The sequence below is a fragment of the Streptomyces sp. B6B3 genome (assembly GCF_039871525.1).
Classification (GTDB): Bacteria; Actinomycetota; Actinomycetes; order Streptomycetales; family Streptomycetaceae; genus Streptomyces.
Window position 1 is genome coordinate 91,596 of record NZ_JBDPLU010000021.1, and the last position, 23,072, is coordinate 114,667.

18 protein-coding genes are annotated in these 23,072 nt (G+C 70.5%); 13 read left to right on the forward strand and 5 right to left on the reverse strand.

From position 1 onward, the window contains the following. Positions 1-54: 54 nt before the first annotated feature. The 4 genes from ABGB06_RS31910 to ABGB06_RS31925 all read left to right on the forward strand — a co-directional run bounded on the left by ABGB06_RS31910 (position 55) and on the right by ABGB06_RS31925 (position 4,397). Positions 55-1,206, forward strand: a complete 1,152-nt coding sequence (locus ABGB06_RS31910) for a hypothetical protein (RefSeq protein ID WP_347596297.1) — start codon at positions 55-57, stop codon at positions 1,204-1,206. 77 nt (positions 1,207-1,283) lie between these two features. Next, on the forward strand, positions 1,284-2,012 hold the full coding sequence (locus tag ABGB06_RS31915) for a hypothetical protein (RefSeq protein ID WP_347596300.1): 729 nt from the start codon (positions 1,284-1,286) through the stop codon (positions 2,010-2,012). A gap of 183 nt (positions 2,013-2,195) precedes the next feature. After that, positions 2,196-3,176, forward strand: a complete 981-nt coding sequence (locus ABGB06_RS31920) for a pyridoxal-phosphate dependent enzyme (RefSeq protein WP_347596303.1) — start codon at positions 2,196-2,198, stop codon at positions 3,174-3,176. A 114-nt stretch (positions 3,177-3,290) separates the two neighbouring features. Next, the gene (locus ABGB06_RS31925; protein ID WP_347596306.1) at positions 3,291-4,397 is read left to right on the forward strand and encodes an FAD-binding oxidoreductase; all 1,107 of its coding nucleotides are present in this window, start codon (positions 3,291-3,293) and stop codon (positions 4,395-4,397) included. A gap of 45 nt (positions 4,398-4,442) precedes the next feature. Here the strand turns inward: ABGB06_RS31925 and ABGB06_RS31930 are convergent, their stop codons facing one another. Continuing rightward, complete coding sequence (locus ABGB06_RS31930) at positions 4,443-5,600, reverse strand: glycosyltransferase (RefSeq protein WP_347596309.1); 1,158 nt, start codon at positions 5,598-5,600, stop codon at positions 4,443-4,445. A 129-nt stretch (positions 5,601-5,729) separates the two neighbouring features. Here ABGB06_RS31930 and ABGB06_RS31935 point away from each other — a divergent pair, with 129 nt between their 5' ends. From ABGB06_RS31935 to ABGB06_RS31950, 4 genes are all read left to right on the forward strand, one after another. Next, positions 5,730-7,661 (forward strand): ABC transporter ATP-binding protein, encoded by a 1,932-nt coding sequence (locus ABGB06_RS31935; RefSeq protein ID WP_347596312.1) that lies wholly within the window; start codon positions 5,730-5,732, stop codon positions 7,659-7,661. Between the two features lie 119 nt (positions 7,662-7,780). After that, a complete protein-coding gene (locus ABGB06_RS31940; protein ID WP_347596315.1) occupies positions 7,781-9,415 on the forward strand; it encodes an ABC transporter ATP-binding protein in 1,635 nt (544 codons plus the stop codon). After that, positions 9,387-10,634, forward strand: coding sequence for a hypothetical protein (locus tag ABGB06_RS31945; protein ID WP_347596318.1), 1,248 nt, complete (start codon positions 9,387-9,389; stop codon positions 10,632-10,634). Before ABGB06_RS31940 ends, ABGB06_RS31945 begins: the two co-directional genes overlap by 29 nt. A 65-nt stretch (positions 10,635-10,699) precedes the next feature. Continuing rightward, on the forward strand, positions 10,700-10,855 hold the full coding sequence (locus tag ABGB06_RS31950) for a hypothetical protein (RefSeq protein WP_347596320.1): 156 nt from the start codon (positions 10,700-10,702) through the stop codon (positions 10,853-10,855). Here the strand turns inward: ABGB06_RS31950 and ABGB06_RS31955 are convergent. Then, complete coding sequence (locus ABGB06_RS31955; RefSeq protein ID WP_347596323.1) at positions 10,847-13,129, reverse strand: pyruvate dehydrogenase; 2,283 nt, start codon at positions 13,127-13,129, stop codon at positions 10,847-10,849. The genes ABGB06_RS31950 and ABGB06_RS31955 overlap by 9 nt on opposite strands. A 124-nt stretch (positions 13,130-13,253) precedes the next feature. Between ABGB06_RS31955 and ABGB06_RS31960 the strand changes: the two genes are divergently transcribed. The 3 genes from ABGB06_RS31960 to ABGB06_RS31970 are packed head-to-tail and all read left to right on the forward strand — an operon-like array spanning position 13,254 to position 16,309. Further along, on the forward strand, positions 13,254-13,781 hold the full coding sequence (locus tag ABGB06_RS31960; RefSeq protein ID WP_347596326.1) for a peptide deformylase: 528 nt from the start codon (positions 13,254-13,256) through the stop codon (positions 13,779-13,781). A gap of 30 nt (positions 13,782-13,811) precedes the next feature. Then, positions 13,812-15,119: an MFS transporter gene (locus ABGB06_RS31965; RefSeq protein WP_347596329.1), complete on the forward strand. Its 1,308-nt coding sequence runs from the start codon at positions 13,812-13,814 to the stop codon at positions 15,117-15,119. Next, on the forward strand, positions 15,116-16,309 hold the full coding sequence (locus ABGB06_RS31970; protein ID WP_347596332.1) for an amidohydrolase: 1,194 nt from the start codon (positions 15,116-15,118) through the stop codon (positions 16,307-16,309). The genes ABGB06_RS31965 and ABGB06_RS31970 overlap by 4 nt, the downstream gene beginning before the upstream one ends. Here the strand turns inward: ABGB06_RS31970 and ABGB06_RS31975 are convergent. Beyond that, positions 16,286-17,257, reverse strand: coding sequence for a pyridoxal-phosphate dependent enzyme (locus tag ABGB06_RS31975; RefSeq protein WP_347596335.1), 972 nt, complete (start codon positions 17,255-17,257; stop codon positions 16,286-16,288). The genes ABGB06_RS31970 and ABGB06_RS31975 overlap by 24 nt on opposite strands. Before the next feature lie 24 nt (positions 17,258-17,281). On the opposite strand from ABGB06_RS31975, the gene ABGB06_RS31980 reads away from it, so the two are divergent. Then, the gene (locus tag ABGB06_RS31980; protein WP_347596338.1) at positions 17,282-17,809 is read left to right on the forward strand and encodes a peptide deformylase; all 528 of its coding nucleotides are present in this window, start codon (positions 17,282-17,284) and stop codon (positions 17,807-17,809) included. Further along, positions 17,806-18,477, forward strand: coding sequence for a GntR family transcriptional regulator (locus ABGB06_RS31985; RefSeq protein ID WP_347596341.1), 672 nt, complete (start codon positions 17,806-17,808; stop codon positions 18,475-18,477). The genes ABGB06_RS31980 and ABGB06_RS31985 overlap by 4 nt, the downstream gene beginning before the upstream one ends. Before the next feature lie 91 nt (positions 18,478-18,568). Here ABGB06_RS31985 and ABGB06_RS31990 read toward each other — a convergent pair whose 3' ends face one another. Further along, positions 18,569-21,874, reverse strand: coding sequence for a glycoside hydrolase family 2 TIM barrel-domain containing protein (locus ABGB06_RS31990; protein ID WP_347596344.1), 3,306 nt, complete (start codon positions 21,872-21,874; stop codon positions 18,569-18,571). Between the two features lie 173 nt (positions 21,875-22,047). Beyond that, positions 22,048-22,863 (reverse strand): endo-1,4-beta-glucanase, encoded by an 816-nt coding sequence (locus ABGB06_RS31995; protein WP_347596347.1) that lies wholly within the window; start codon positions 22,861-22,863, stop codon positions 22,048-22,050. Positions 22,864-23,072: the final 209 nt, after the last annotated feature.

The window sequence follows — 23,072 nt, forward strand, 5'->3', positions numbered from 1 at the left end:
CCCTTTCCGGCCGACGGGTGGACCTGGCGCACGCTGCCCCCCGATCACCCCGCCATGCGGGACAGCCCCAGGACGCTGCGGAGAAACGATCCGGGTGACGCCATCCGCACCATCGCGGAGAGATACGGCGAACCGGAGTCCTACTGCGTGCTCGGGGGCAACGTCGCCTCCGTCAGCACCTGGCGGGGCATCTCGTTCGAGGACCAGTACGCCGCGGTGACACGCGGCGCCGGCGTGTTCCCCTGCGGCGGGATGTACTACCTCTCCGTGACCGGGCCCCACGCCTCGGACGTCCTCAACCTGCTCACGCCGCGCCGGGTCGACCTGCTGGAGGTGGGCCAGGCCGCCTTCGTGGTCTTCACGACCCCGGAGGGGACGGTGGACACCGAGGGCGTCGTGCTGCGGGTGGGCGATGACGGCTTCCACGTGTCGATCGGAGGAGAGGCCCGACCACCGACGTGGCTCCATGACGCCATCGACCACCACCCCGGCACCCGGGTCGAGGAGGTCGACATCAGCTCCTTCAACATCAAGGGATCCGCGAGGCTGCCGGCGATGGCGGCGCTCCTCGCCGAGGAGTTCGCCACGCCCCTGGCCCGTCTGGGTCGCTTTCGTGGTCTGCGGGCACGCACGCGGTGGGGTGCGCGGGTGTGGGTCGTCCGCACCCTCATCGGCGTCGAGATGTGGGCCGCCCCCGAAGACATCCACCTGGCATGGCGAGCGATGGTGGCGGCCCCGGAGACGTACGCGCCGTGCGGCTGGGACGTGCTGGCCACCTACCGGCTGGAGTGCCAGGAGTTCTCCTTCTTCCTGTGCCCCCTGGACATCCATCGCGGCACCCACCTCTTCGACGTGGGCCTGGGGCACGTCGTGTCGGCTCGCAAGCACCCGCCCTACATGGGCTTCGAGGCCCTCCAGAAGCCGGCCCAGGCCGGCGGCCGGATGCGGATCGCGGGGCTGCGCCCCACGAGCCCCGACGCGCCCTGCCGCACCGTCGGGGAACGCCTCTTCGGCGGCGCGTCCGACGGCCTGACCGGGTACGTGACGTCGGCCGGCTACTCGCCGAGGGACCGGCGCGCCCTCTGCTTCGCGCACCTGCCCGTGGACGTACCCCCGGACGGGACCGTGAGGTTCGAGGACGGGACGACGTGGAGCGTCGTTCCGCTGCCGATCCCCCCGGTGCGGAAGGGAGACGAGGCGCCGTGACAGCGCTGCCCTCGGCCGGTTCCGCACGCCCCGCCGACATCCGCCGACATCCGCCGACACAGCAAGGGGTCGAGTACATGAGTGACGCGGCGACGAACTTCGTCCTGATGCTCACCGAGCGGGACGTGACCATCCCGGACGCGCTGGAGGTGTACACCAGGCTGGCGGAGCGGGACCTCCACGACCTCCACCACATCGCCGTCAAGGACGTCGGGGCGGACCCCGGCCTGCTCGGGGACGTGACGGACGCGGCCCACGCCGACGGCAGGTCCGTCCTCCTGGAGGTCGCCGACATGAGCGCGCGGGGACAGGAGGCGGGGGTGCAACTCGCGATCGACCTCGGCGTGGAGAAGGTCGTGGCGACCTGGCGGGAGGACTTCCTCGACGCCCTGAAGTCCGACGACGCCCCGCAGTACTGGCCCTTCCTCGGCGCCCTCTCCGGCAGCCCGCTGAGGCTTGGGAGCTCCGCCGAGGAGTTGTACGCGCTGGCCGACGAACTCGGCCGCGAGAGCGGCGTCGGCGGCGTCGTGTTGATGCCGTACCGCCAGGAGGCGCACGAACCGTCTCAGCTCCTGGCCGCCGTCACGGCCGCCGCGACGGCGCCGGTGCTGGTCGCCGGGGGCGTGTCGGAGACGGCCCAGATCGAACGGATAGCAAGGGCCGGGGCATGGGGTTTCACCATGGGAAGCGCACTGCTCGGCGACCGGCAGCACGATCCCGCGTCCGTCGGACGGCGGATCTCGGACGTGCTGAGGGCCTGTCGGACGGCGTCGCGCCCGGTTCTCGGTCGAACGAGTGGGAAGTGAGGTGCCACGGTGACGTTCCTCTGCTCTGACTGCCGCGGTGTCGTGCGTGATACGGAAGGCCCGACGGAATGGACCTGTCCCCGTTGTGACGGGTCTCTCCAGCCGACGTTCGACACGTACGAGAAATGGGACGATGCGGTACTCGACGTACCGGGTGTGGGGAGGTACGGAAGCCTCCTGCCGGTGGCTGACCCGGGGCCCCTGGCCAGTTCGGACGCGGCGCTCCGACCCGTGGAAGCGCCCCGCCTGGCGGAGGTGCTGGGCGTGACGTCGGTGAGCCTGTTGCCGCAGACGCGGAACGAAACGGGAACCTTCAAGGACAACGAGGCCGTGCTGGTGGCGGCGAAGTGCAGGGAATGGGGACTCCGGTCCGTCGCCATGCACAGCTCCGGGAACACCGCGCGAGCCTACCAACACTACTTGGAGCGCGCCGGAATCGCCTGCACCGGATTCGTTCCCAAGGCGTCGGCGCACAAGTGCCCCACGATGTCACTGGGGCGTTCCGCCATCGTGGCCGTATCCGGGAACATGGTGTCCGCGGCGAACGCGGCGATCGCGCACAGCGAGGCGCATGACGCCGTCCGGCTGACCCCGAGCCAGTGGAAGATCGAGGGGAAGGTCCCGTTGGGCCTGGCCATCGCCGAGCACTGCCGGGACACGACGCTGATCGCGGTGACCATCGCGAGCGGATACGGACCGCTGGGCATGGAACGCGGAATACGGAGAGCCCGTTCGGTCGGTCTGCCCTCGGTGAGTACCCATTCCTACCGGCTTTTCCAGGCGGACGACGCCGGGGTCATGGGAGCGGCGATCCGCGAGGGCCGGGACGAGATCGACCCGAACGACATGGTGCCGCCGGAGCGCGCCTTCGAGCCCACGCTCCAGTCGACCAATCCGAACCGGACCCTGCCGCTGATGAGGAGGTTCCTGGCGCGGACCGGCTCGCGGATCGACGCCGTGACGCCGGATCGCGTGGAGCGGAGTGCCGCGACGTTCACCGACGGCTGCGCGGAAGCGGGCGTGCCGCTCGACTACGCGCTGGAGAAGTCCGCCCATATCTGCTGGGCCGGCCTCGTGGAGGCGGCCCGCGAGGGTCTGCTGAGTCCCCACGAGCGCCTCACCATCGTGGTGAGTGGTTCCGCTCCGCAGGATCGGCAGTCGTAGCTCCCGGCGCGGGACCTTCGGGTGCCGCGCGGATCGTTCCGCCGCCGCCCCGAGCACGCCGTGCTCGGGGCGGCGGCGGACCTCAGGGATCGGCGACCGCGAGGAGAGGGGACGATGATCCGGACGGACGTCGCCGTCATCGGGTTGGGCGTGCACGGCAGCGCCGTCAGCCGCGAGCTCGCCGCGCGGAAGTGGCGGGTTCTCGGGGTGGAGCAGTCCCCGCGCGACCAGGTGTGGGGCGCGTCGGGCGGCCCCGTCCGGATGTTCCGCGAGAACGATCCGCACCGTGCCTCGCTCGGCCCGCTGGCGCGGGAGTCCGCCGAGCAGTGGCGGCTGCTGTCCCGGGAGAGCGGACGGCGGCTCGTTCGGTCCGTGCCCGCGGTCCTGCTCGCGACGGGCGCGGACCGGCGGCGTCCGAACATCCTCCGGGCCCGGGGGAGACGGCTTGAACGGGTCGCTCCCGACGACCCGCTGCTGAGAGGGCTCGCGCTGGCGGACGGCTGGGCGTGCGTCAGGGATCCCGACTGCGCGCTGTTGGACGCCTCCGCGAGCGTGCTCGCCCTCCGGGAGGGGGCTGGCCGGGCGGGAGCCCGACTGGTCTTCGGGCAGCGGGTGGAACTCGGTGGGGACCGGCCGGCGGAGCGTTCGACGGTGACCCTGCGCGTCGGCGACGAGGAGGTGGCCGCCGGCACGCTGCTGATCTGCGCCGGCGCCTGGACCGTGCGGCTGCCGGGGTGGGCGCGCCTCCCCGGGCTGCGCGTGGATCCCGCGCATCTGCAACTCGCGACGTTCCGCAACGGCCCGGGCCTCCCCGAACCCGGGGCCTTCTACCTGGTCTCCCACGGCGACGAGCGCTTCTGCGTCGTCCCGTTCGGCCCCGAAGGACGGCTCCAGTTCGGGCACTTCGCGGCTCCCGCCGGGGCGAGCCGGCTGAGCGCCGAGGAGCTGGTTCGCGTGACCAGGCGCAGGGACCTCGAGGCTCTGACGCGCTTCTATCCACGAGTGGGTGAGGCGCGGAACCACACGACCGTGCGGGCCGGCTACACGCAGACGCCGGACGGCGCCTTCGTGCTGCGGTGGGTCGCCCCTCGGGTCGCCACGCTGGTGGCGTGTTCCGGGGTGGGGTTCAAGTACGCTCCCGCGATCGCCCGCCGAGTCGTCGCGGCGGTGGCTGGAGACGACCCCCCGGGTGACGGGGTCCGCGTCGAACGGTGGCCCTGAGCCCGGGGCCCCGCGGCATGCGCCGGCATCGTCGGCGGGGCGGACTCAGCGGTTCTCGATGAGGTCCTCGATGACGTCCACGGCACCGGCGCGTCCCGGCAGGGCGCGGAGGAGGTCCCGCCCCCGAGCCGCGGCGGTGGCGAAGGCGGGATCGTCGACGATCCGCGTCAGGAGTCCGGAGAGGGTGCGCGGCCTGAGGTCCAGGACCGAGGCGTGGACGCCGCACCCGAGGGACTCGATGCGCTCCGCGTTGTATCGGCGCTCGTAGTTCTGGCCGGGGCACGCGACGGCGGGTACCCCGTGGAACAGCGCGGACAGCGCGGTGCCCTGGCCACCGTGGAACAGCAGGCCGCGACATTCCGGCAGGAGTTCGTCGAGCGGGAGGTAGTCGAAGAGAGTCAGACGCTCGTTGACCCGCTCCGTCCGCCCGTTGGCGTTCGTCACGCACCAGATCTCGACGTCGGCGAGCTCGGCGGTGCGGGCCAGCGAACGGATCATGGTGTCGGAGTTCCATCCGACGGTGCTGAGATAGGCCACCACCAGCCGCTCCGGACGGGGTGGCAGGCCGTCCAGGCCCCGTCGGTTCGTGCCGTCGAGGTACCCCACGTACGCCAGGCCGGGGACGTCGGCCAGTTCGGGCTCGAACTCCGCGAAGCTCGATGCGAGTTTCCTGTCCGCGGACCAGAACAGCAGCTCAGGGAAGGTGTCGACGGCCCGCCCGAGATACCGTCGAGTCGCCCGTCGGGCGAGGTCGTCCAGGGGGTGGCCGGGCGTCCGCTTCTGCGAGCGGGGATCCGTTCCGATCGAGGCCATGCCGACCAGCGGAACGCCGAGGCGCCGCGCGGACATGGTGGCGGTCGGCCGCATGTCGGCGACGACGGCGGCCGGTCGGAAGTCCTCGATGACCTCACGTTCGCGTTCCATGAGGTGAGCCCAGTAGTCGGCGTCGTCCAGGCGGAGCGAGGCGAAGACGTCGTAGATGTCGTCGACCGGAGCCGCCGTGTTCCTGCTGGGAACTCCCTCGAATTCGCGCACGGCGAAGCCGTTTTCCGCGAGCAACCCGGAGCTCGGCGGACACACGTGGAACAACACCTGGTGTCCCCGTTTCCTGGCCTCCTGGGCTATCGACAGCATGTAGACGGTGCAGCCCCAGGTTCCGGACGCGGAGGCGTAGGGCATGAAGAGCAGCTTCAATTCGGTCACCTCTCTGCAACCAAGTGCCGCGGAACGGCTCATGGTACGGGAGGCGCATGCGTTCGACGAGTGGTCAGTCGTCTTCCGCGGTATTCCGTGGCGGGATAGCGAACGAGGCCGGACCGCGTCCCGCAAACCTTGCCAGGAAACGGGAGCCCGGCGTACTTTGTGCGGGGTTTGCCGGGGGGCCACGCGAGGCGAGATGAGGGTGCGACGTTGCATGTTCCGAACCGCAGGAATGATGGTGTCCTCTCGGGACACGGCGGGAGAAGTCTCCGCACACTGTTCGGTATTGGAGACTTCTCCCGCAGGGGGGCGCTGACCGAAGTCGTCAGGCTCTCTGTACGGCGTCGGCCGGCGCTGACCGCTGCTGCCTGTATCGTGCTTCTCGTCGTCGGCCTGATTCCCGCTGCCGGCTACGTGATTGCCGGCCGCCTCATCGACTCGGTCAGCCGCGGGACGGGATACGTCCCCTGGGTGCTGGCCGCTGCGATCGCCGCCTTCCTGATCGCCTCAGTTCCGGCGGTTAAGGACGCGGTGGTGTCCACGCTTGCCCGGGAGATTGAGCTCGAATTCCGCCACAACCTCCTCACCGCAACGTCCGGGAGGCTGCCGGTGAGTCAGCTCGAGCAGCCTCGTGTTCGGGATCTCGTGGCGAAATCCAGAGGTCTCGTTTCCGAGGACCGAAGTCCCGGAGCGACGATACGCGGATACGGTTACTTCCTGCCGAACAAGCTGGCCGGACTGTTGTTGGTGGCCCTGCTCGCCTCTTTTCACTGGTGGCTGGGGGTCGGCGTGCTCGCCTGCGCGTTGGTCATCAGGCGTGTCACGCTCGTCCTGTGGTTCCGCTCCCTGGAGGTGCTGCACGGGGACGTCGAGGGAATCCGTCGAGCGGACTATGTCAGAAACCTCGCCCTGGAACGGGACACCGCCCGAGAGATCCAGGTCTTCGGACTGTCGCACTGGATCGTGGCGAGGCATACCGAGCTGTGGCTTCGCTCCATGCGGGAGGTGTGGAAGCGAAGGTCCGTGGTCGGGCTCCAGATGGTGTCGGTGGCCGGCTCCGTCTTCGTGGTCGGGTGCCTGGCGGCCCTGGTGATCGCCCGCGGCCTCATCGACGGCCGGATCGGGCCCGGTGACGCCATCGCGCTGGGTGGTGCGCTGACCGCACTCATCTATCTGGGCGGTCTTCAGCCGGAGGCCGACCTGCCCATCCGGTACGGGTTCGAGAGCGTTGCCGCGGTGCGAGAGATCCAGTCCATCCCAGGGCCGACGCGGACCGCCGCCCCCCGTGAGCCGGCACACTCCGCGGCCGTGTCCGTCAGTGACGTCTCCTTCGGCTACGTCGCGGGCCAGCAGGTGATCGAGAAGGTCTCGTTCGACATCGACAGGGGAGAAACCGTCGCGTTGGTCGGCGAGAACGGGGCGGGGAAGACCACGCTGGTCAAGCTGATCGCCGGACTGCTGGAACCGTCCGCGGGCACGATCACGGTGAACGGCTCGGAGGCCACCGGCCTCCACGAACGGGAAGCGGCCGCCACGGTCTCGGCGGTGTTTCAGGACTTCGGTCGGTACGAGCTCTCGCTGCGCGAGAACGTGTGTCTCGGCCGTGGCGGTCTCGGTCCGGAAGGGGAGGCCCGTCTCGGCCGGGTCGCCTCGGCGGCGGGGTTGGACTCGCTGCTGGGGCGGCTGCCGCATGGCTGGGACACGGTGCTGTCCGCGGACTACCCCGACGGCGTGGACGTCTCCGGCGGCCAGTGGCAACGCATCGCCCTGGCCAGGGCGCTGTACGGACTGGAACTGGGCTCCACGCTCCTGGTCCTGGACGAACCGACGGCGTCCCTGGACGTGCGAGCCGAACTCGAGTTCTTTGACGAGCTGATGTCCGTGGCGTCCTCCGTCACCACGATCCTGGTCTCCCACCGGTTCTCGACGGTGCGGCGAGCGGACCGGATTCACGTCCTCGACAACGGGAGGATCGTCGAGTCGGGGTCGCACACCGAGCTCATGCGACTCGACGGCAGGTACGCGGAGATGTACCGGGTGCAGGCGAGCAGGTACGTGTCATGAAGGAGAGTCTCAGGGCCTACGCCTGGGCATGGCGCATCGCCGGCCGGTCCGGCTGGTGGCGGATCGGGATCGTCGTCGTCGCTCATCTGCTGCTGGCGGTGCACGGATCGGCGACCGCCGTGGCCCTCGGCGTCATGGTGGAGGGGGTTGCCGACGGGAACACGGCGCACGTCGTCACCGGCAGCGTACTGATCGCCTTCCTGGTCGCGCTGATGTTCGGCGTCTTCTCCATCATGATTCCCGTGCAGACGACGGTGACCGAACGGTCCATTCACGAGGTCGACCAGCGCCTGATGGGTCTCGCGAACGGGATGGGCACGATCGAGCCGTTCGAGGATGCCGGGTTCGTCGACCGACTGACGACGGTGCGCAGGGAGCCCTCCGTCATCGTCTCGGTCGTCTGGAGCTCCATCTCCAGCGCCTCCTTCATCGTCGGAATCGGCGCCGCGCTGGCCGCCCTCGCCTATGTCGATCCGCTCCTGCTGCTGCTTCCCCTCGCCGGGCTGCCGGTGATAGTCGCGACCCGGGTCGCGGGACGGATGCGCAACCGCGCCCTCGACGAGGCGGCGACCACACGCCGCGCGTCCGACCATCTGTTCTCGGTGCTGACCGATCCGGACCACGGAAAGGAGGTCAGGATCTTCGGGAGCGGCGGCTTCCTCCTCGGCGCCCACCGGGCCGCGCGGCGGGACGGGAACCGGATTCTCTCCCGGGCGGATCTGCGGGCGAGCGGTCTTGTCTTCGTTGGGTGGATCTTCTTCGGCGCCGCCTGGTGCGCCGCCCTCTGGTGGGTGGCGGCCTCGGCCGCATCGGGTGACATCGGCGTTGGCCAGGTCGCGACGGTGATCGCGATGGCGAACGTCATCCAGAATCAGGTGACCGGGATGTCCGGCTTCACGCACGATCTCGTCAGCGGAACGGGCATGGTGAAGCGGTACCTCTGGCTCGAGGGCCACAGCCGCCGCGCGCCACGCGGCGAAGCCACCGTGAACCGCACGTCCGGACCCACCGGCATCACCTTCACCGACGTGTCGTATCGCTATCCGGGCGCCCAGGCCGATGCGCTGTCCGACGTGAACGTGTCCATTCCCGGCGGCACCTCCGTGATGATCGTCGGCGAGAACGGCGCAGGAAAGAGCACCTTCGTCAGGCTGCTGTTGGGCCTTGCCACGCCCACGCGAGGAGAAGTGACGTTCTCCGGCCCGGGATCTGATGCCCGTTCCGGCGACCGCACCCCCGCCACGGCCGCCTTCCAGGACGCGGCACGGTTCGAGTTCACGCTCCGCGAGTCCATCGGAGTCGGAGCGATCGATCGCCTCGACGACGGCCAGTCCGTGCGGCGCGCGCTGTCCGACTCGGGGGCACGGTTCTCCGTGGCCGATCTGGACGCGCAACTCGGCAGGCAGTGGGGTGGTCGGGAACTCTCGGGCGGCCAGTGGCAGCAGGTCGCGGTGGCTCGCAGTTTCATGAGGAGCAACGTGGACCTGCTGGTCTTCGACGAGCCCAACGCGGGCCTCGATCCCGTCATCGAGGACCGGCTGTACCAGCGTTACATGAGGGCGCGGGAAAGGATCGTGACCGGTTCCGGGATCTCGGTGCTCGTGACCCACCGCATATCGCCGGGGGTGAGTGCTGACCTCGTCCTGGTGTTCCGCGAGGGGCGCCTGGCGGAGGTGGGCAGCCACGAGGAGCTGGTTCGGCGCGGCGGCCGTTACAGCGAACTGTATGAACTTCAGGTTCGGGCATATCGGTAAAGGGTGGGAAGGGCGGGACATGCGACTGGGCGATCACGCGACGGAGCCGTCCGTCGACGGCGCGGCGATCTTCTACTTCAACAAGCGCCCCGGGGCGAATCCGACCGACCGGAGGGAGATCCGAGAGAAGCTGGGTGCCGTCCCCTTCGTCAGCGCACGATCGTATACGGAGCATGGCGTCGGGGCGGTCGTCACACTGCCTCTGACGATGTCCGACCTCCTGCGGGATCGTGACGCGGCGCGTGGCCACATCAACCGGGCCATAGGGGTCGCGCGTGATCACGGTGCGCGATGTGTCGCGCTTTCCGGATTGCTTGCCGCGTTGGCGGACTACGGCGAACTGGTGGCTCCGAGCTGGACCGACATCGGCGTGACCACGGGACACGCCACCGCTACCGCCTGCATCATCCTTGCCATTGAGTCGCTCCTCCACCTCTCGGGACGGGACTGGTCGGCGGAGAGAGTCGCGATCCTGGGCACCGGCTCGATAGGGCTGAGCGTCCTCGCCGCCGCGCTGGCGCGTCTCGGCTCACCGCACGAGGTCATCGTCTGTGATCTGGCGACGAGGCGCGAGGCCGTGGAGAGCCTGTTGTCCGGGCTGAGGGCCGGCCATCCCGAGGTCCGTTACGAGTTCTGTGCGACGGATCGGGACGATCGGCCGCTGTACGACGCCTCGTTCATCGTTGGCAGTGCGAGCGCTCCCAACATTCTGGACGTTCGTCGTGTCGCTCCCGGGTGTCTCATCGTGGATGATTCCGTCCCCCACTGTTTCAGCGTCGAGGTCGCCAAGGACCGAGCCCTGACGGACGGCGACGTGCTTTTCACCTACGGAGGCTCGGCGATGCTCCGGAAACCCTTCGAGATTCACACCACCGCCCCCGAGGTGCTGCTGGAGAGGGATGGCTGGCCCACCGGTCGGTCAAGCGCCCAGGAGATGCCCGGTTGCATTCTGTCGCCCCTGGTTCACCTGGCCGCCGAGCACCTCCCACCCACCGTGGGCAAGGGCGTGCCCGCGGAGGAGACACACCGTCATCTGGCATTCATGAACGGCGAGGGCATGACCCCGACGAGCCCGCAGATCGGCGGTTTCGTCTTCGCCGAGGAGGCCATCGAACGATTTCGGTCACGCCATCGGCGGACACCGCCTCGCCAGGGGGAGCCCCGTCCGCTCGGCGAACGAGGGGGACTCCGCCCCGGCCGGCGGGATCCGGCGACGTGATCGCCGACTCACCGTGGCACCCACCGTCATCGGCTGATCATCACGGCGGCGCGCGAGCGCGGCCGGTGCTGTACAGCCACCGCGACGGCAAGGTCACCATCGTCGGCGCCGTCGCCCTCGACGGGGTCGGCGATCTCGCCTCCCCTGCGGGCCGCCTCGGCGAGTTCCTGGCCATCGCCGGTCGGCTGCCCGACTTCGGCCGGGCGCCCTGGCTACGGTGAGCCGGTCACGTCGAGGGCGGCGCGGACGATGCTGTCGGCGTCCAGGCCGTGGTGTCGGTAGACGTCCGCGACGGACCCCGCCTGCCCGAACCGGGTGACGCCGAGCGAGATGGCCGGCACGCGGTTGACGGTGGCGAGGAACGCCAGGGTGTGCGGATGGCCGTCGACCACCGTCACCATGGGGTTCGCCCGGTCGTCGGGAAACACCTGGTCCAGGATCCACGTGTCGGCCTGCTCTCGGCCCTGGCGGGCGCGCACGGCCCGGAACAGCAGATCGGGACTGGTGACGCAGACGACGTCGGCCGGCGTGCCGATCCGCTCCAGCCGGTCGGCCGCGGCGAGCGCCTCCGGCACCACCGCTCCCATCGCGGCGATGGTGACCCTGGCGCGGTCGTGACGACGCAGGGCGTACGCGCCGGAGACGACCTGACACCGCCGTCGTTCCCGCGCCGCGGGGTCGGCGGGCACCGCGGCGAGGGTCTGGTCGACCGGGCGGGTCGACAGCCGCAGGTAGGCGGACGTTCCGTCCGGTCTGCCGAGGAGAGCCAGGCTGGCCAGGAGTGTCCACTCCGTGTCGATGGCGAACGCCGGCTCGTAGGTGACGGAGCCCGGCTGCTCGAGCCCGATCGACGGCGTGGTGATCGACTGGTGCGCACCGCCCTCGGGTGCCAGCGTCACCCCGGACGGCGTGCCGACCAGGATCGACTGGCCGCCCGCGTAGATGCCGAAGGACCACGGTTCCAGCGCGCGTGCGACGAACGGGTCGTACAGCACACCGATGGGCAGCAGCGGTTGGCCCCACCTGCTCCAGGTCGCGCCCAGCTCGCCCAGCAGCCCCACCAGGTTGACCTCGGCGATGCCGAGTTCGATGTGTTGTCCGGTGGGCTTCTCCCACCACTGCAGGATGCTCTCGGAATCGTCGGCGAACCAGTTGGGCCGCTCGCTGGCCGACCACACGCCGACCTTGTTCACCCAGCCGCCGAGGTTGGTCGTCGAGCTCACGTCGGGGCTGACGGTCACCACGCGGCGGGCCGCCTCCGGGGCCTCACGGGTCAGGTCGAGCAGCACCCGGCCCAGTGCCGCCTGGGTGGTCGCGGTACCAGACGGTGTGCGGCCGATGTCGGTCGGCAGCACGGGAACGGCGCGCGGCGGCGGCTCCGGCCGCCGCAGCCGCTCCGCGACCCGCGCGCACAGGGCCGCGGCGTCGCTGTCATCGGGGAAGTTCCGCCACGGGTCGTCCGGGTCCGCGCCGACCCGCGCCGCGAGCGCACGCATCTGCTCCTCGGTCAGCAACGAGGAGTGGTTCTGCGGGTGCCCGCGCGTTGCGAGGCCGCGTCCCTTGACCGTGTAGGCGAAGATCACGGTCGGCCGGCTGTCGTCGACCGCGCGAAAGGCGTCGTCCAGCGCGTCGAGGTCATGCCCGCCGAGGTTGCCGATCGCCTCCAGCAGCGTGGCGTCGTCCCGCTGGGCCACCCACTCCGCGATCCGGTCGGCCCCGGGCCCGGCTCCGGGCAGCCGTCGCCGCAGCTCGTCGGCCCCGCACCGGAGCAGGCGCTGGTACTCGGGGTTGCTCATGTCGTCGAGGCGGTCGCGCAGGGCCGCCCCGCCGCTTCGGGCGAACAACTCCTCCAGCAGCCGGCCGTACTTGAGCGTGATCACCTGCCAGCCGGCGGCCGCGAACATGCCACGCAGCCTGTCGGTCGCGATGGTCGGCACGACTCGGTCGAGTGACTGCCGGTTGAGGTCGACGATCCACACGACCTCCCCGAGCTCGGCCACGGCCGGATCCATGACGGCCTCCCAGACGGCGCCCTCGTCCAGCTCGGCGTCGCCCACCAGGGAGAACTGCCGCCCGGTGCCGGCGCTCCCGAACGCGGTGTCCACGTACCGGCGTGAGAGCGCGCCCCAGATCGGCGCCGTCGCCCCGATTCCCACCGAACCGGTCGAGTAGTCCACCGGGTCCGGGTCCTTTGACCGGCTCGGGTAGCTCTGCAGGCCTCCGAACTCCCGCAACCGCGTCAGGTACGACCGATCCAGCCGCCCGAGCAGGTAGTTGATCGCATGCAGCACCGGCGAGGCGTGCGGCTTCACCGACACCCGGTCCTCGGCACGCAACTGCCCGAACCACAGCGCCGTCATGATCGACACCATCGAGGCCGACGACGCCTGGTGACCGCCGACCTTCAACCCGGACGGGTTCGGCCGCACCCGGTTGGCGTGATGGACGATCGCCGTCGACAACCACAGCACCCGGTCCTCGACCTCGCGCAGCACCCGGGCCTCTTCGCCGGACCTCCCCTTCGACCTCCCTCTCGACCTCCCCGTCCCCGCGGACACCGTCACGCCCATCGCCGACACCACCCTTCCTCGCAATCTGCTTATCGTATACGATGCGCAGATGGCTGTACGACCTACCCTGCAACTCGGGGATCCGCTGCTCCGCACGCGCTGCGCCGAGATCACCGACCTTCGCGCGCCGGAGACCCGCCGGCTCGCGGCGGATCTCCGCGACACGCTCGCCGACTGGGTGCGGCGTACCACCTACGGGCGCGGGATCGCGGCGCCGCAGATCGGCGCGGCCGTCCAGATGGTGTGTGCGTCGTTGGGTGATCACCGGGTTCTGGTGAACCCGGTGATCACCGGGCGGTCGGAGGAGAGTTGGGAAGCCTGGGAGGCCTGCCTCAGCTTCTCCGTCGAGATCTTCTGCCAGGTGCGCCGAGCCCGTTGGGTCGACATCTCCTACCTGTCGCTCGGCGGCGAACGCCACGCGCTGCGGGCGACCGGCGACCTGGCGCACCTGTTGCAGCACGAGATCGACCACCTCGCCGGGATCGTCGCCGTCGACCGGATCACCTCGATCGGGACGTTGTGCATGCGCTCGGAGTTCGAACGCCGCCATCGAGACGACAGCCCATACCGCCGTTGAGGGCCTCGCGCCGCGAAGAAGGGTCATGCCATGAGCACGACTGACGACATCACCCCGGCTTCCGTGCTCAGCCGCGGGGACCGCCGGAGGGCACTGCTGGGAACGGGGCTGGGCAACGCCCTGGAGTGGTTCGACTGGAACATCTACGCGGTGTTCTCCGTCGCGCTCGCGGGCAGCTTCTTCGCGGACGGCGAGGGATCCTCGGGCCTGCTGCACATTCTGCTCGTCTTCGCGATCGGGTTCTTCTTCCGGCCGCTCGGCGGGCTCGTGCTCGCGGCGGCCGTCGACCGGATCGGCCGGCGACGAGGGCTGGCGCTGATGGTCGGCCTGATGGCCCTCGGCTGCCTGCTCGTCGCCGCCGCGCCCAGCTACGAGCAGATCGGGATCGGCGCGCCGATCATCCTCGTGGTCGCGCGGGTGACGCAGGGCCTGTCCGCGGGAGGCGAGTTCGCCGCCGCCTCCACCTACCTGGCCGAGGTCGCGCCGCCGGGCAAGCGCGGCCTGTACTCGTCGGTCTTCTACATCAGCACCGCGGTCGGCACGATCCTCGCGGTCGCGACGTCGCTGGTGCTGCACTCGGCGCTGACCTCCGAGCAACTCGCCGCGTGGGGCTGGCGGATCCCGTTCCTGCTCGGCGCCGTGCTCGGCGTCGTCGCGCTCTGGATCCGGGTCGGCCTCGTGGAGTCCCAGGTGTTCTCCGCCATCGAGAACGCGCCGAAGGCCTCGCTGTTCGACGGCATACGCCGTTACCCGAAGGCGTCCCTGCAGGTCTTCGGGATGACCGCGGGAATCACCATCTGGTACTACGTCTTCGCGGTCTACCTCCCGGTCAACGCGAAGGCGGACGAGCCGTCCATCGAGAGCCGGATCGACGTCGCCTCGATCGCGGCGCTGGTGGTCTTCTGCGCCGTGCTCCCGCTCTTCGGCCGGGCCTCGGACCGCTTCGGGCGTCGCCTGTGGATGCTGCTGTTCTGCGGTGTCGCGACGGTCTCGGCGGTGCCGCTGATGAGTGCGTTCACCCCGACGGTCGGCAGCGTCCTCCTCGTCCAGACGCTCGGCCTGCTGGTGTTCGCCTTCTACGGCTCGATCGCGCCCACCCTGATGTCGGAGATGTTCCCCACCGAGGTCAGGGCGGCGGGCATCGGCATGCCCTACGCCCTCGCCGTCGCGGTGTTCGGCGGCACGTCGCCCTACGTCCTGGAATGGCTGGACGACATCGGCCGACGCGGCCTGTTCTCGTGGTACATGGCGGCGTTGTGCCTGGTGTCGCTGCTGGTCAGCCTGACCCTGATCGACCGCCGCGACGACGACCTCCGTGACCTCGGGCCCGTCCGGTGACCGGCGACGAGGCCGCGCTGGTGCGGTCCCTGGTGGCGCGGGAACGCGAGCACATGACGCGGCTGCGTCGGCACCTGCACCAGCACCCGGAACTGGCGTACCAGGAACGCGAGACGGCCGCGCGCGTCGAACACGAGCTGCGCTCGGTCGGGTTCACCCCCACGCGGCCGACCGAGACCAGCATCGTGTGCCGGGTGCCCACCGGCCGTCCGGGGCCGGTGCTGGTGCTGCGCGCGGACATGGACGCGCTGCCCGTCCGGGAGGACACCGGGCACTCCTTCGCCTCCCGCAACGACGGCGTGATGCACGCCTGCGGCCACGACGGACACATGGCCGTCCTGGTCGGAGTCGCCCGGGCGGTCAGGACGCTCGCCGGCCGGCTGGCCGGCGAGGTGCGGCTGCTGTTCCAGCACGCGGAGGAGCCGCTGCCCAGCGGTGCGCCTGAGCTGATCGGGAAGGGCGTCCTCGACGGCGCCGACGCGATCGTCGGCCTGCATCTGTGGTCCTCGCTGCCGCTCGGGCGGGTATGCGCCTCCGCCGGGCCGCTGATGGCCAGCACGGACTACTTCGACATCACGATCACCGGCCGGGGCGGGCACGCCGGGCTTCCGCACGACACCGTCGATCCCATCGCGGCGGGCGCCCACACCGTGACGAACCTGCGGCAGATCGTGGCCCGGGAGTCCAACCCGGCGGACGCGCTCGTCGTCGCGGTCACCGGCTTCCACGGCGGCGAGCACAACGCGGTCGTGCCGGAAACCGCCCGCCTGTACGGAACGGTGCGCGCGTTGGACGAGCGGGTGCGGCGGACGACGGCCGACCGGATCACCCGGATCGCTCGGTCGGTCGCGGCCACGCACCGTGCCGAGGCCGAGGTCGCCTACACGTTCGGCTCGCCCGCCGTGGTCAACGACCCCACCGTGGCCGCCGTCGGACAACGGGTGACACGGCAGCACCTCGGCGACGACGCCCTCGTCGAGATGGACCCGATCATGGCCGGCGAGGACTTCGCCTGGTACCAGGAGCGGATACCGGGCCTGTTCCTCCTGGTCGGGGCCGGCAGGCCCGACCATCCCCACCACCATCCCCGTTTCGACTTCGACGAGGACGCGCTCGGGGTCGGCATGACGCTGCTCCTCGGCATCGTCCTCGCGCGGTGCGGCGGCTCACCCCACCGGCCGCACCGGTGAGGGCACGCCCACGAGCTCGGCCAGCAGATCCTCCGAGAAGTTGCTGCCCGTCACGATCGTCGCCGTGGTGAGACCGCGGTCCCGGTCGGACCGCATCGCCGCCGCGATCCCGAGCGCGCCGGCGGGCTCCAGGAGGAGACCCATCGTGTCCCGGACCACGCGCAACGCCTCGCGGATGTCGTCCTCCTCGACGAGTTCCACGTCGTCGACGTACGCGCGCATGGCCTCGACCGCCGCCGGTACGGGGAGGCGCACCGCGACGCCGTCGGCGATGGTCCGCGCGGTCGCGGTCGCCACCGCGGCGCCACGCCGCCAGCTCCGCGCCATCGCGGGCGCGTTGGCCGCGCAGACGCCGACGATCCGGGTCCGGGGAGCGCGCGTCTTCATCCAGCAGCCGATGCCGCCGATCAGGGCGCCGTTGCCGACGGGCACGAGCACCACGTCCGGCCGGGCCTTCACCAGTTCGACCGCGATGGTGCCGGCGCCCTCCGCGATGCGGGGCTCGTCACCGTCCTCGACGAACAGCCGTCCGGCGCGCTCGTCGGCGTACGCGCGGGCGGCCGTCTTCGCCGCGTCGAAGTCCTCGCCGGCAGGTATCACGGTCGCCCCGAGCTCCTTCATCCTGGCGACCTTGACCGGGTTGGCGTTCCGCGCGCTGAACACGGTGACCTCGATGCCCCGGGCGCGAGCCGTGTAGGCGATGGCCTGGCCGAAGTTGCCCGCCGACGCGCACACCACCTCCTGGTCCGACGCCACGTCCCGCATGTAGTAGTCGGCGCCCCGCCCCTTGAAGGAGCGGATCGGGTTGCACGTCTCCAGCTTCACGACGAGCTCGCGGCCGATCCGGCGCGACAGCGAGGCATCCGTGAACTGCGGGGTGTTCCGGAACGCGGGGTCGATCAGCTCGGCGGCGGCCTCGATGGACTCGACGCGTAGATGGTTCGGCATCTGTTCATCGTATACGATATCTCCATGACCGTGCGGACCACACTCCAGCTGGGTGACCCCGAACTGCGTGACCCCGTTCCCCCGATCGACGAGGCCGAACTGGCCGACGCGCACCCCACCGCCGAGGACCTCGCCGACACCCTGGCCGACTGGGTGCGGCGCACCGGATACGGACGGGGCATCGCCGCGCCCCAGATCGGCGCGCGGCAGCGACTCGTCTACCTCGCCTTCGATCGCCCCACGGTGCTGGTGAACCCGGAGATCGTGGCGCGGTCGGAGGAGACCTGGGAACCCTGGGACACGTGCCTGAGCTTCTCCGTGTCGGTCTTCTGCCGGGTGCGGCGTTCGGTCTGGGTGGAGGTGGAGTACCAGTCGCTGGACGGGCGGCGGCGTTGGCTGCGCGCCGACGGCGAGTTGGGTGAGCTGCTGCAACACGAGATCGACCATGTGGACGGCGTCCTCGCCGTTGATCGCATGACGTCGGTGGATACGCTGTGTATGCGCTCGGAGTTCGAGCGGCGACACCGCGACGAAAGCCCGTACCGACCATGACCTCGCACACCCCCGACGTCCGGGAACCCATCGCCCGCGGCGAGCCGCTGCGCGAGGCCGTCTACGCCCGCATCGTCGACCTCATCTCGTCGGGGGAGTACCCGCCTGGCGCCGCACTGACCGAGGCCAGTCTCAGCCGCGCGCTCGAGGTCTCGCGGACCCCGGTCCGCGAGGCGTTGCTGCGCCTGGAGGCCGAGGGGGTGCTGCGGTCGGCGCTGGCCCGGGGCTTCACCGTCCGGCCGCTGGTCCGCCGCGAGGTCGAGGAGCTGTATCCGATCCTGGCCAGCCTGGAGGCCCTCGCCGTGCGGGCGGCCATCCCCGTGCCGAAGCCGACGGTGAAGACCCTGCGCGGCACGCTCGCCGAGCTGGAGCGCTGCCAGGACCCCGTCCGCCGCTGGAAGCTGGACACCCGGTGGCACGGGACGCTCACGGCCGCCAGCGGGAACGGGCACCTCCAGGGCATGATCGGCCAGCTCCGCATCAACGTCTCCCGCTACGAGCTCGCCTACATGCGGGAGGTCACGGTTCGCGACGAGGCCGACCACCAGCACCGGGACGTCCTGGCCGCGGTGGAGGCGCGCGAGCCGGACCGGGCGGCGGAGCTGCTGGAGACCCACTGGCAGCACGGCATGCGCCTGGTCCTGGAGTGGCTGGAACGCACCGGCTGACTGGCCGATCCAGGCGTCGGTCCGGCTCGCGCGCCCCGTCGCGCGGGCGGAGGTGTCCGGGGCCCGCCCGGGGAGCGGGCCGGGCGGGCCCTCATCCCCGCACGGGCCGCCGGGACAGGTCCATCGCCTGACCGACGTCGGACAGGGGACGCAGCCGGTAGGTGTAGGCGTAGTCGCGGTCGGGGAAGAGCTTGTACGCGTCGAGGGTCTGCGCGCCCCAGCCGTCGTTGCCTCCGACGCCCATCTGCCTGTGGTTCAGCCGCAGCACGATCTCCCGCCGCGGCGTCAGCTCGTGGTCGTGCCTGATCTCGCCCGAAAGGTCCTCCGGCGTGAAATGCGACGCGTTCATCTCCAGCAGCGGCTCGCCCGCCGACGGCTCGCGGTACGCGAGCAGGCCGCTGCCGCTGTCGTCGACCAGGGCGACCCAGCGGACGTCGGTCCTGTTGCCGTTCTCCTGCGGCCGGACGTAGCCGGTCCACTGTTCGGTGACCGTCGACTGGTACACGCCGACGTCGGAGCCGTTGTTGCGGTCCCAGTAGTTCTCCTCGGGTCCGCGGCCGTAGTAGTGCAGCTGCCGCAGCTCGCCGGAGAGAAACAGGATGGTGCCGACCTCCGGTATGTAGGGCAGGCTCGACGAGCCGGGGCGCAGCGTGTTGTCGACCTTGATCTCCCCGTTGCCGTACACGGTGTACGTCGTGGTGTACGACGACTCGGTGCTGGTCGGCAGGGTGCCGGTGACGGCGACCCGCACCGCGCGGCGGGACCGCCGTTCGACGGTGACACCGGTCACGGTCCGGTCGGTGCCGGCGTGGCGCCAGGTGGCGTTGCGGTCCTGCTGGCCGTTGCCCCGGTCGATGTCGGTCGGCGCCCGCCAGAAGTTCGGCGCCGGGCCGGCGCTCACCAGTCGCACGCCCATCGCCTCGTACGCGGTGATCTCCCCGGTGGACCTGGAGATGGTGACCGCGAAGTCCTCGCCGGTGACGGTGATGGCGGTGCCGGTCACCGCGGTCGTCAGCGCAGGCACGTTCCGGATCGGAGTCGGCTCGATCGGCGGGCCGTCGAAGGTGACCGGCAGCTGCTGCCTGGCCACCTCGAATCCGGCGTCGGCCCATGCCGTCGCCGACGTGAGGGTGAACGACAGCTGGAGGAAGTGCTCCGCCCCGGGCGCCGGATCGGCCGGGCGCTCGATCGGCAGCTGGACCGTCGCGCTCGACAGCGGCGGGATGTCGGTCTGAGCGGCGGTGAGCGTGCCGCTCTGGACCACCACGCCGTCGGCGACCAGGGCCCAGGCGGCCTCGAACGCGTTGACGCTGGTGAAGAGGTACTCGTTGGTGATCGTGACCACCCCGCCGGCGATGTCGTCGCCGGCGGCGACGTTGATCGCCTGGTACATCCGCCTGACCTCGACGGCCTTGCCGAACGCCTCCCGGTCGGCGGAGACGATGCCGTTGGCGCAGAAGTAGCCCGGCCAGTCGGGCCGGTCTCCCCAGTCGCCGCCGTAGGAGAGGTACGTGTCCCCGCCGCCGCCCGGGATCGGCCAGCGCAGGGGCTTGTCGGCGAAGTCCCAGATGAACCCGCCCTGGAGGATGTCGTGGGCCCGGATGACGTCCCAGTACTCCTTGAGGTTGCCGTTCGAGTTGCCCATCGACTGGGCGTACTCGTGCATCACGTACGGCCGGGGGTCGGCCTCGGCGACGCGGGCCTCCACCGCGGACGGGGACTCGTATCCCTCCACGCGCAGGTCGCTGACCTCCGGGCGGTTGTCGCCCTGGTACTGGATGATCCGGGTCGGGTCGGCCGATCGGATCCAGTTCCGCATGGTGACGAAGTTCTCGCCGCGCCCGGCCTCGTTGCCCAGCGACCAGATGACGACCGAGGGGTGGTTCTTGTCGCGGTGGACCATCTGCCTGGCCCGGTCGAGGACGGCTTCGGTCCACTCCGGGTGGGAGCCCGGGTAGCTGTCCATGATCCCGTGGGTCTCCAGGTTGGCCTCGTCCATCACGTAGAGGCCGTACTCGTCCGCGAGGTCGTACCACACCGGGCTGTTCGGATAGTGGGAGGTGCGGACGGCGTTGATGTTGAGCTGCTTCATCACGTGGATGTCGCGGATCATGTCCTCGCGTGTCAGGGCCGCCCCGCGGTCGGAGTCGAACTCGTGCCGGTTGACACCGCGCAGCGAGACCGGCTGGCCGTTGATCCGGATAAGGCCGTCGACCAGCGCGAACTCGCGGAAGCCGACCCGCGCCGACACGGTCTGGATGGCGGCGCCTGACGGGTCGCGCAACCGGAGCACGGCGGTGTACAGGTTCGGATGCTCGGCCGACCAGAGCAGCGGCCCTCGGACTTCGTGGGCGCCCTCGGCGGTGACGTCCTCGCCGGGTGCGGCGGAGCCGATGTCGAGGGTGAGGCTCAGCGGCGTGGACCAGACCGGCTGGTTCTCGGCGTCGTAGAGCTGGGTCTCGACCGTGAAGGTGCCGGTCTGCTCGGCACCGCTGTTGCGGATGCTGGCCGCGACCGCCAGGTCGGCGTTGGTGTAGTCGTCCCGCAGCGGCGTGGTGATCGTGAAGTCGCGCAGGTGCACCGCGGGGAGGGAGTAGAGGAAGACCGGCCGGAAGATCCCGGACAGCCGGATCATGTCCTGGTCCTCCAACCAGTCCCCGTCGGGGAACCGGTAGACCTCGACGGCGATCAGGTTGCCGCCCGCCCGGACGTGGTCGGTGATGTCGAATTCGGCCGGGGTGTACGAGCCCTCGCGGTAACCCACCTTCGTGCCGTTGATCCAGAGGTAGAAGGCGGCCTTGACGCCCTCGAAGTGGATGTGGACCCGCCGGCCCTCCCAGTCGGCGGGGAGCTCGAAGGTTCGGCGGTACTGCCCGACCGGGTTGAACAGCATCGGCACTTCGGGCGGCTCAGGGGCCTCGCTCTGGCCGCTGGGGCCCCACCACGGGTAGGCGATGTTCGTGTAGATCGGGAAGTCGTGGCCGTGCAGCTGCCAGTTGGCCGGCACCGGGATGGTGCCCCAGGAGCTGTCGTCGACGTCGGGCTCGTGGAACGCGGTGTCGCGGGCGTCGGGGTTGTCGGCGTGCTGGAACCGCCAGGTGCCGTCGAGGTCGAGCCGGAACGGCGAGGCGGTCCGGTCCCCGTCCAGCGCCTGCTGGAGGGTGCCGTGGGGCACGAACGTCGCGTGCGCCGGTTCCGAGTTGACCTCGAAGATCCCGAGGTTGTTGCGCCACTCCGGGTAACCGTTGGGCGGATCGGGCCACTCCCGCGCCGGGGCCGGTGCCGCCGCCGTGGCCTCCGTCAGCCGTGGCACGGCGGCGGTTCCCAGAGCGGCGAGCCCGCCGCCGAGGACCGTGCGACGGCGGAACCGCGGTCGTCGCTCTGACGGGTTGGACATCGTTGTCTCCTTCTGTTTCCGCGCTGCCCCCGGCCGACGGGCCGCGAGCAGGTGGGCTACCCGAGGCTGACGGGGAAGGGCCGGCCGGTGACCGCTGTGTGCTGTCGGCCACCGGCCGGCCTGCCGCGTGGGGGCGCCGGTGTGCTCGCCTTCGCGGGTCCTGGTTCGGGACGTCAGCCGACGTCGGTGGCGTACCGGCTGGTCTCAAGCCACCCGGCGCCGGTGAACACCTCGGTGCCGGCCTGGACGCTGTTGAGGTACTTGTTGGCGTCCAGACCGCGGTTCTCCGCGAGGTAGGTCAGGAAGTCCATGAGGTTGAACTCGACCGACTCGGTGTTCTCCGTGCGGACGAAGGAATACACGTCCCAGCCGATGTTGCCCTCGTGCAGTTCCCAGGTGGCGCCGCCGATCTCGACGGTGGCGACGGTCTCGCCGATCGGGCCCGCGCCGCCGCTGCGGTAGGGCCAGATCATGATCTCGTCGGTCGGGTCGTCCGTCGAGCCGGGGTTGTCGATGGCGTGCAGCCACAGGTCGTAGGCGACGTTCATGGTGCCGGGGTTGTCGCTGACCTGGTAGTCCCAGACGGTGTTGACGGGGGTGCCCGAGGAGATCTGGACGGGCAGGCCGGTGTCGGGGTCGATGGAGCTCCAGTGCCAGCCGAGGACCGAGCTGACGTAGGACTTCACCGAGGTCGGTTCGCCCGACCACTCCCAGTTGGTGCCCCAGGCGATGGTGCCCTCCTGGGCGGGCGGGGAGTCGTGGACACACTGCCAGCCGGTGCCGGAGTCCTGCCCCCAGACGTTGTTGTTCAGGTAGTACTTGCCCTGCTCGATCGTTCCGAAGTCATCGCAGACCTCGGCCAGCAGGGCCGCGGAGTTGTCCTCCTCCGCCGAGGCGATGGTGACCGTGGTGACGCAGAGGACGGTCGCCAGCGTGAGGGTGACCGGCGCCAGGGTCCGCGGGAGACGCGGGCGTCGTGAGCGTCGCATGACAGCTCTTCCTTCCTGTGGGGGTGTGGGGGTGTGGGGGTTAAGGCAGCTCGCGCCCCAGCGACGTTGACGATGTGCGACCGCCTCCCGGGCGCGTCGCTGAGTGCGGCCACCGGCTGTCTCCTCTTGTTGCGGAGGCGGGTCTGTGGGGGTGGGTTTCCGCCTTTGACGGCGCCGGTGGGGGTGCCGTCCTCAAGTGGCCGGCGCGG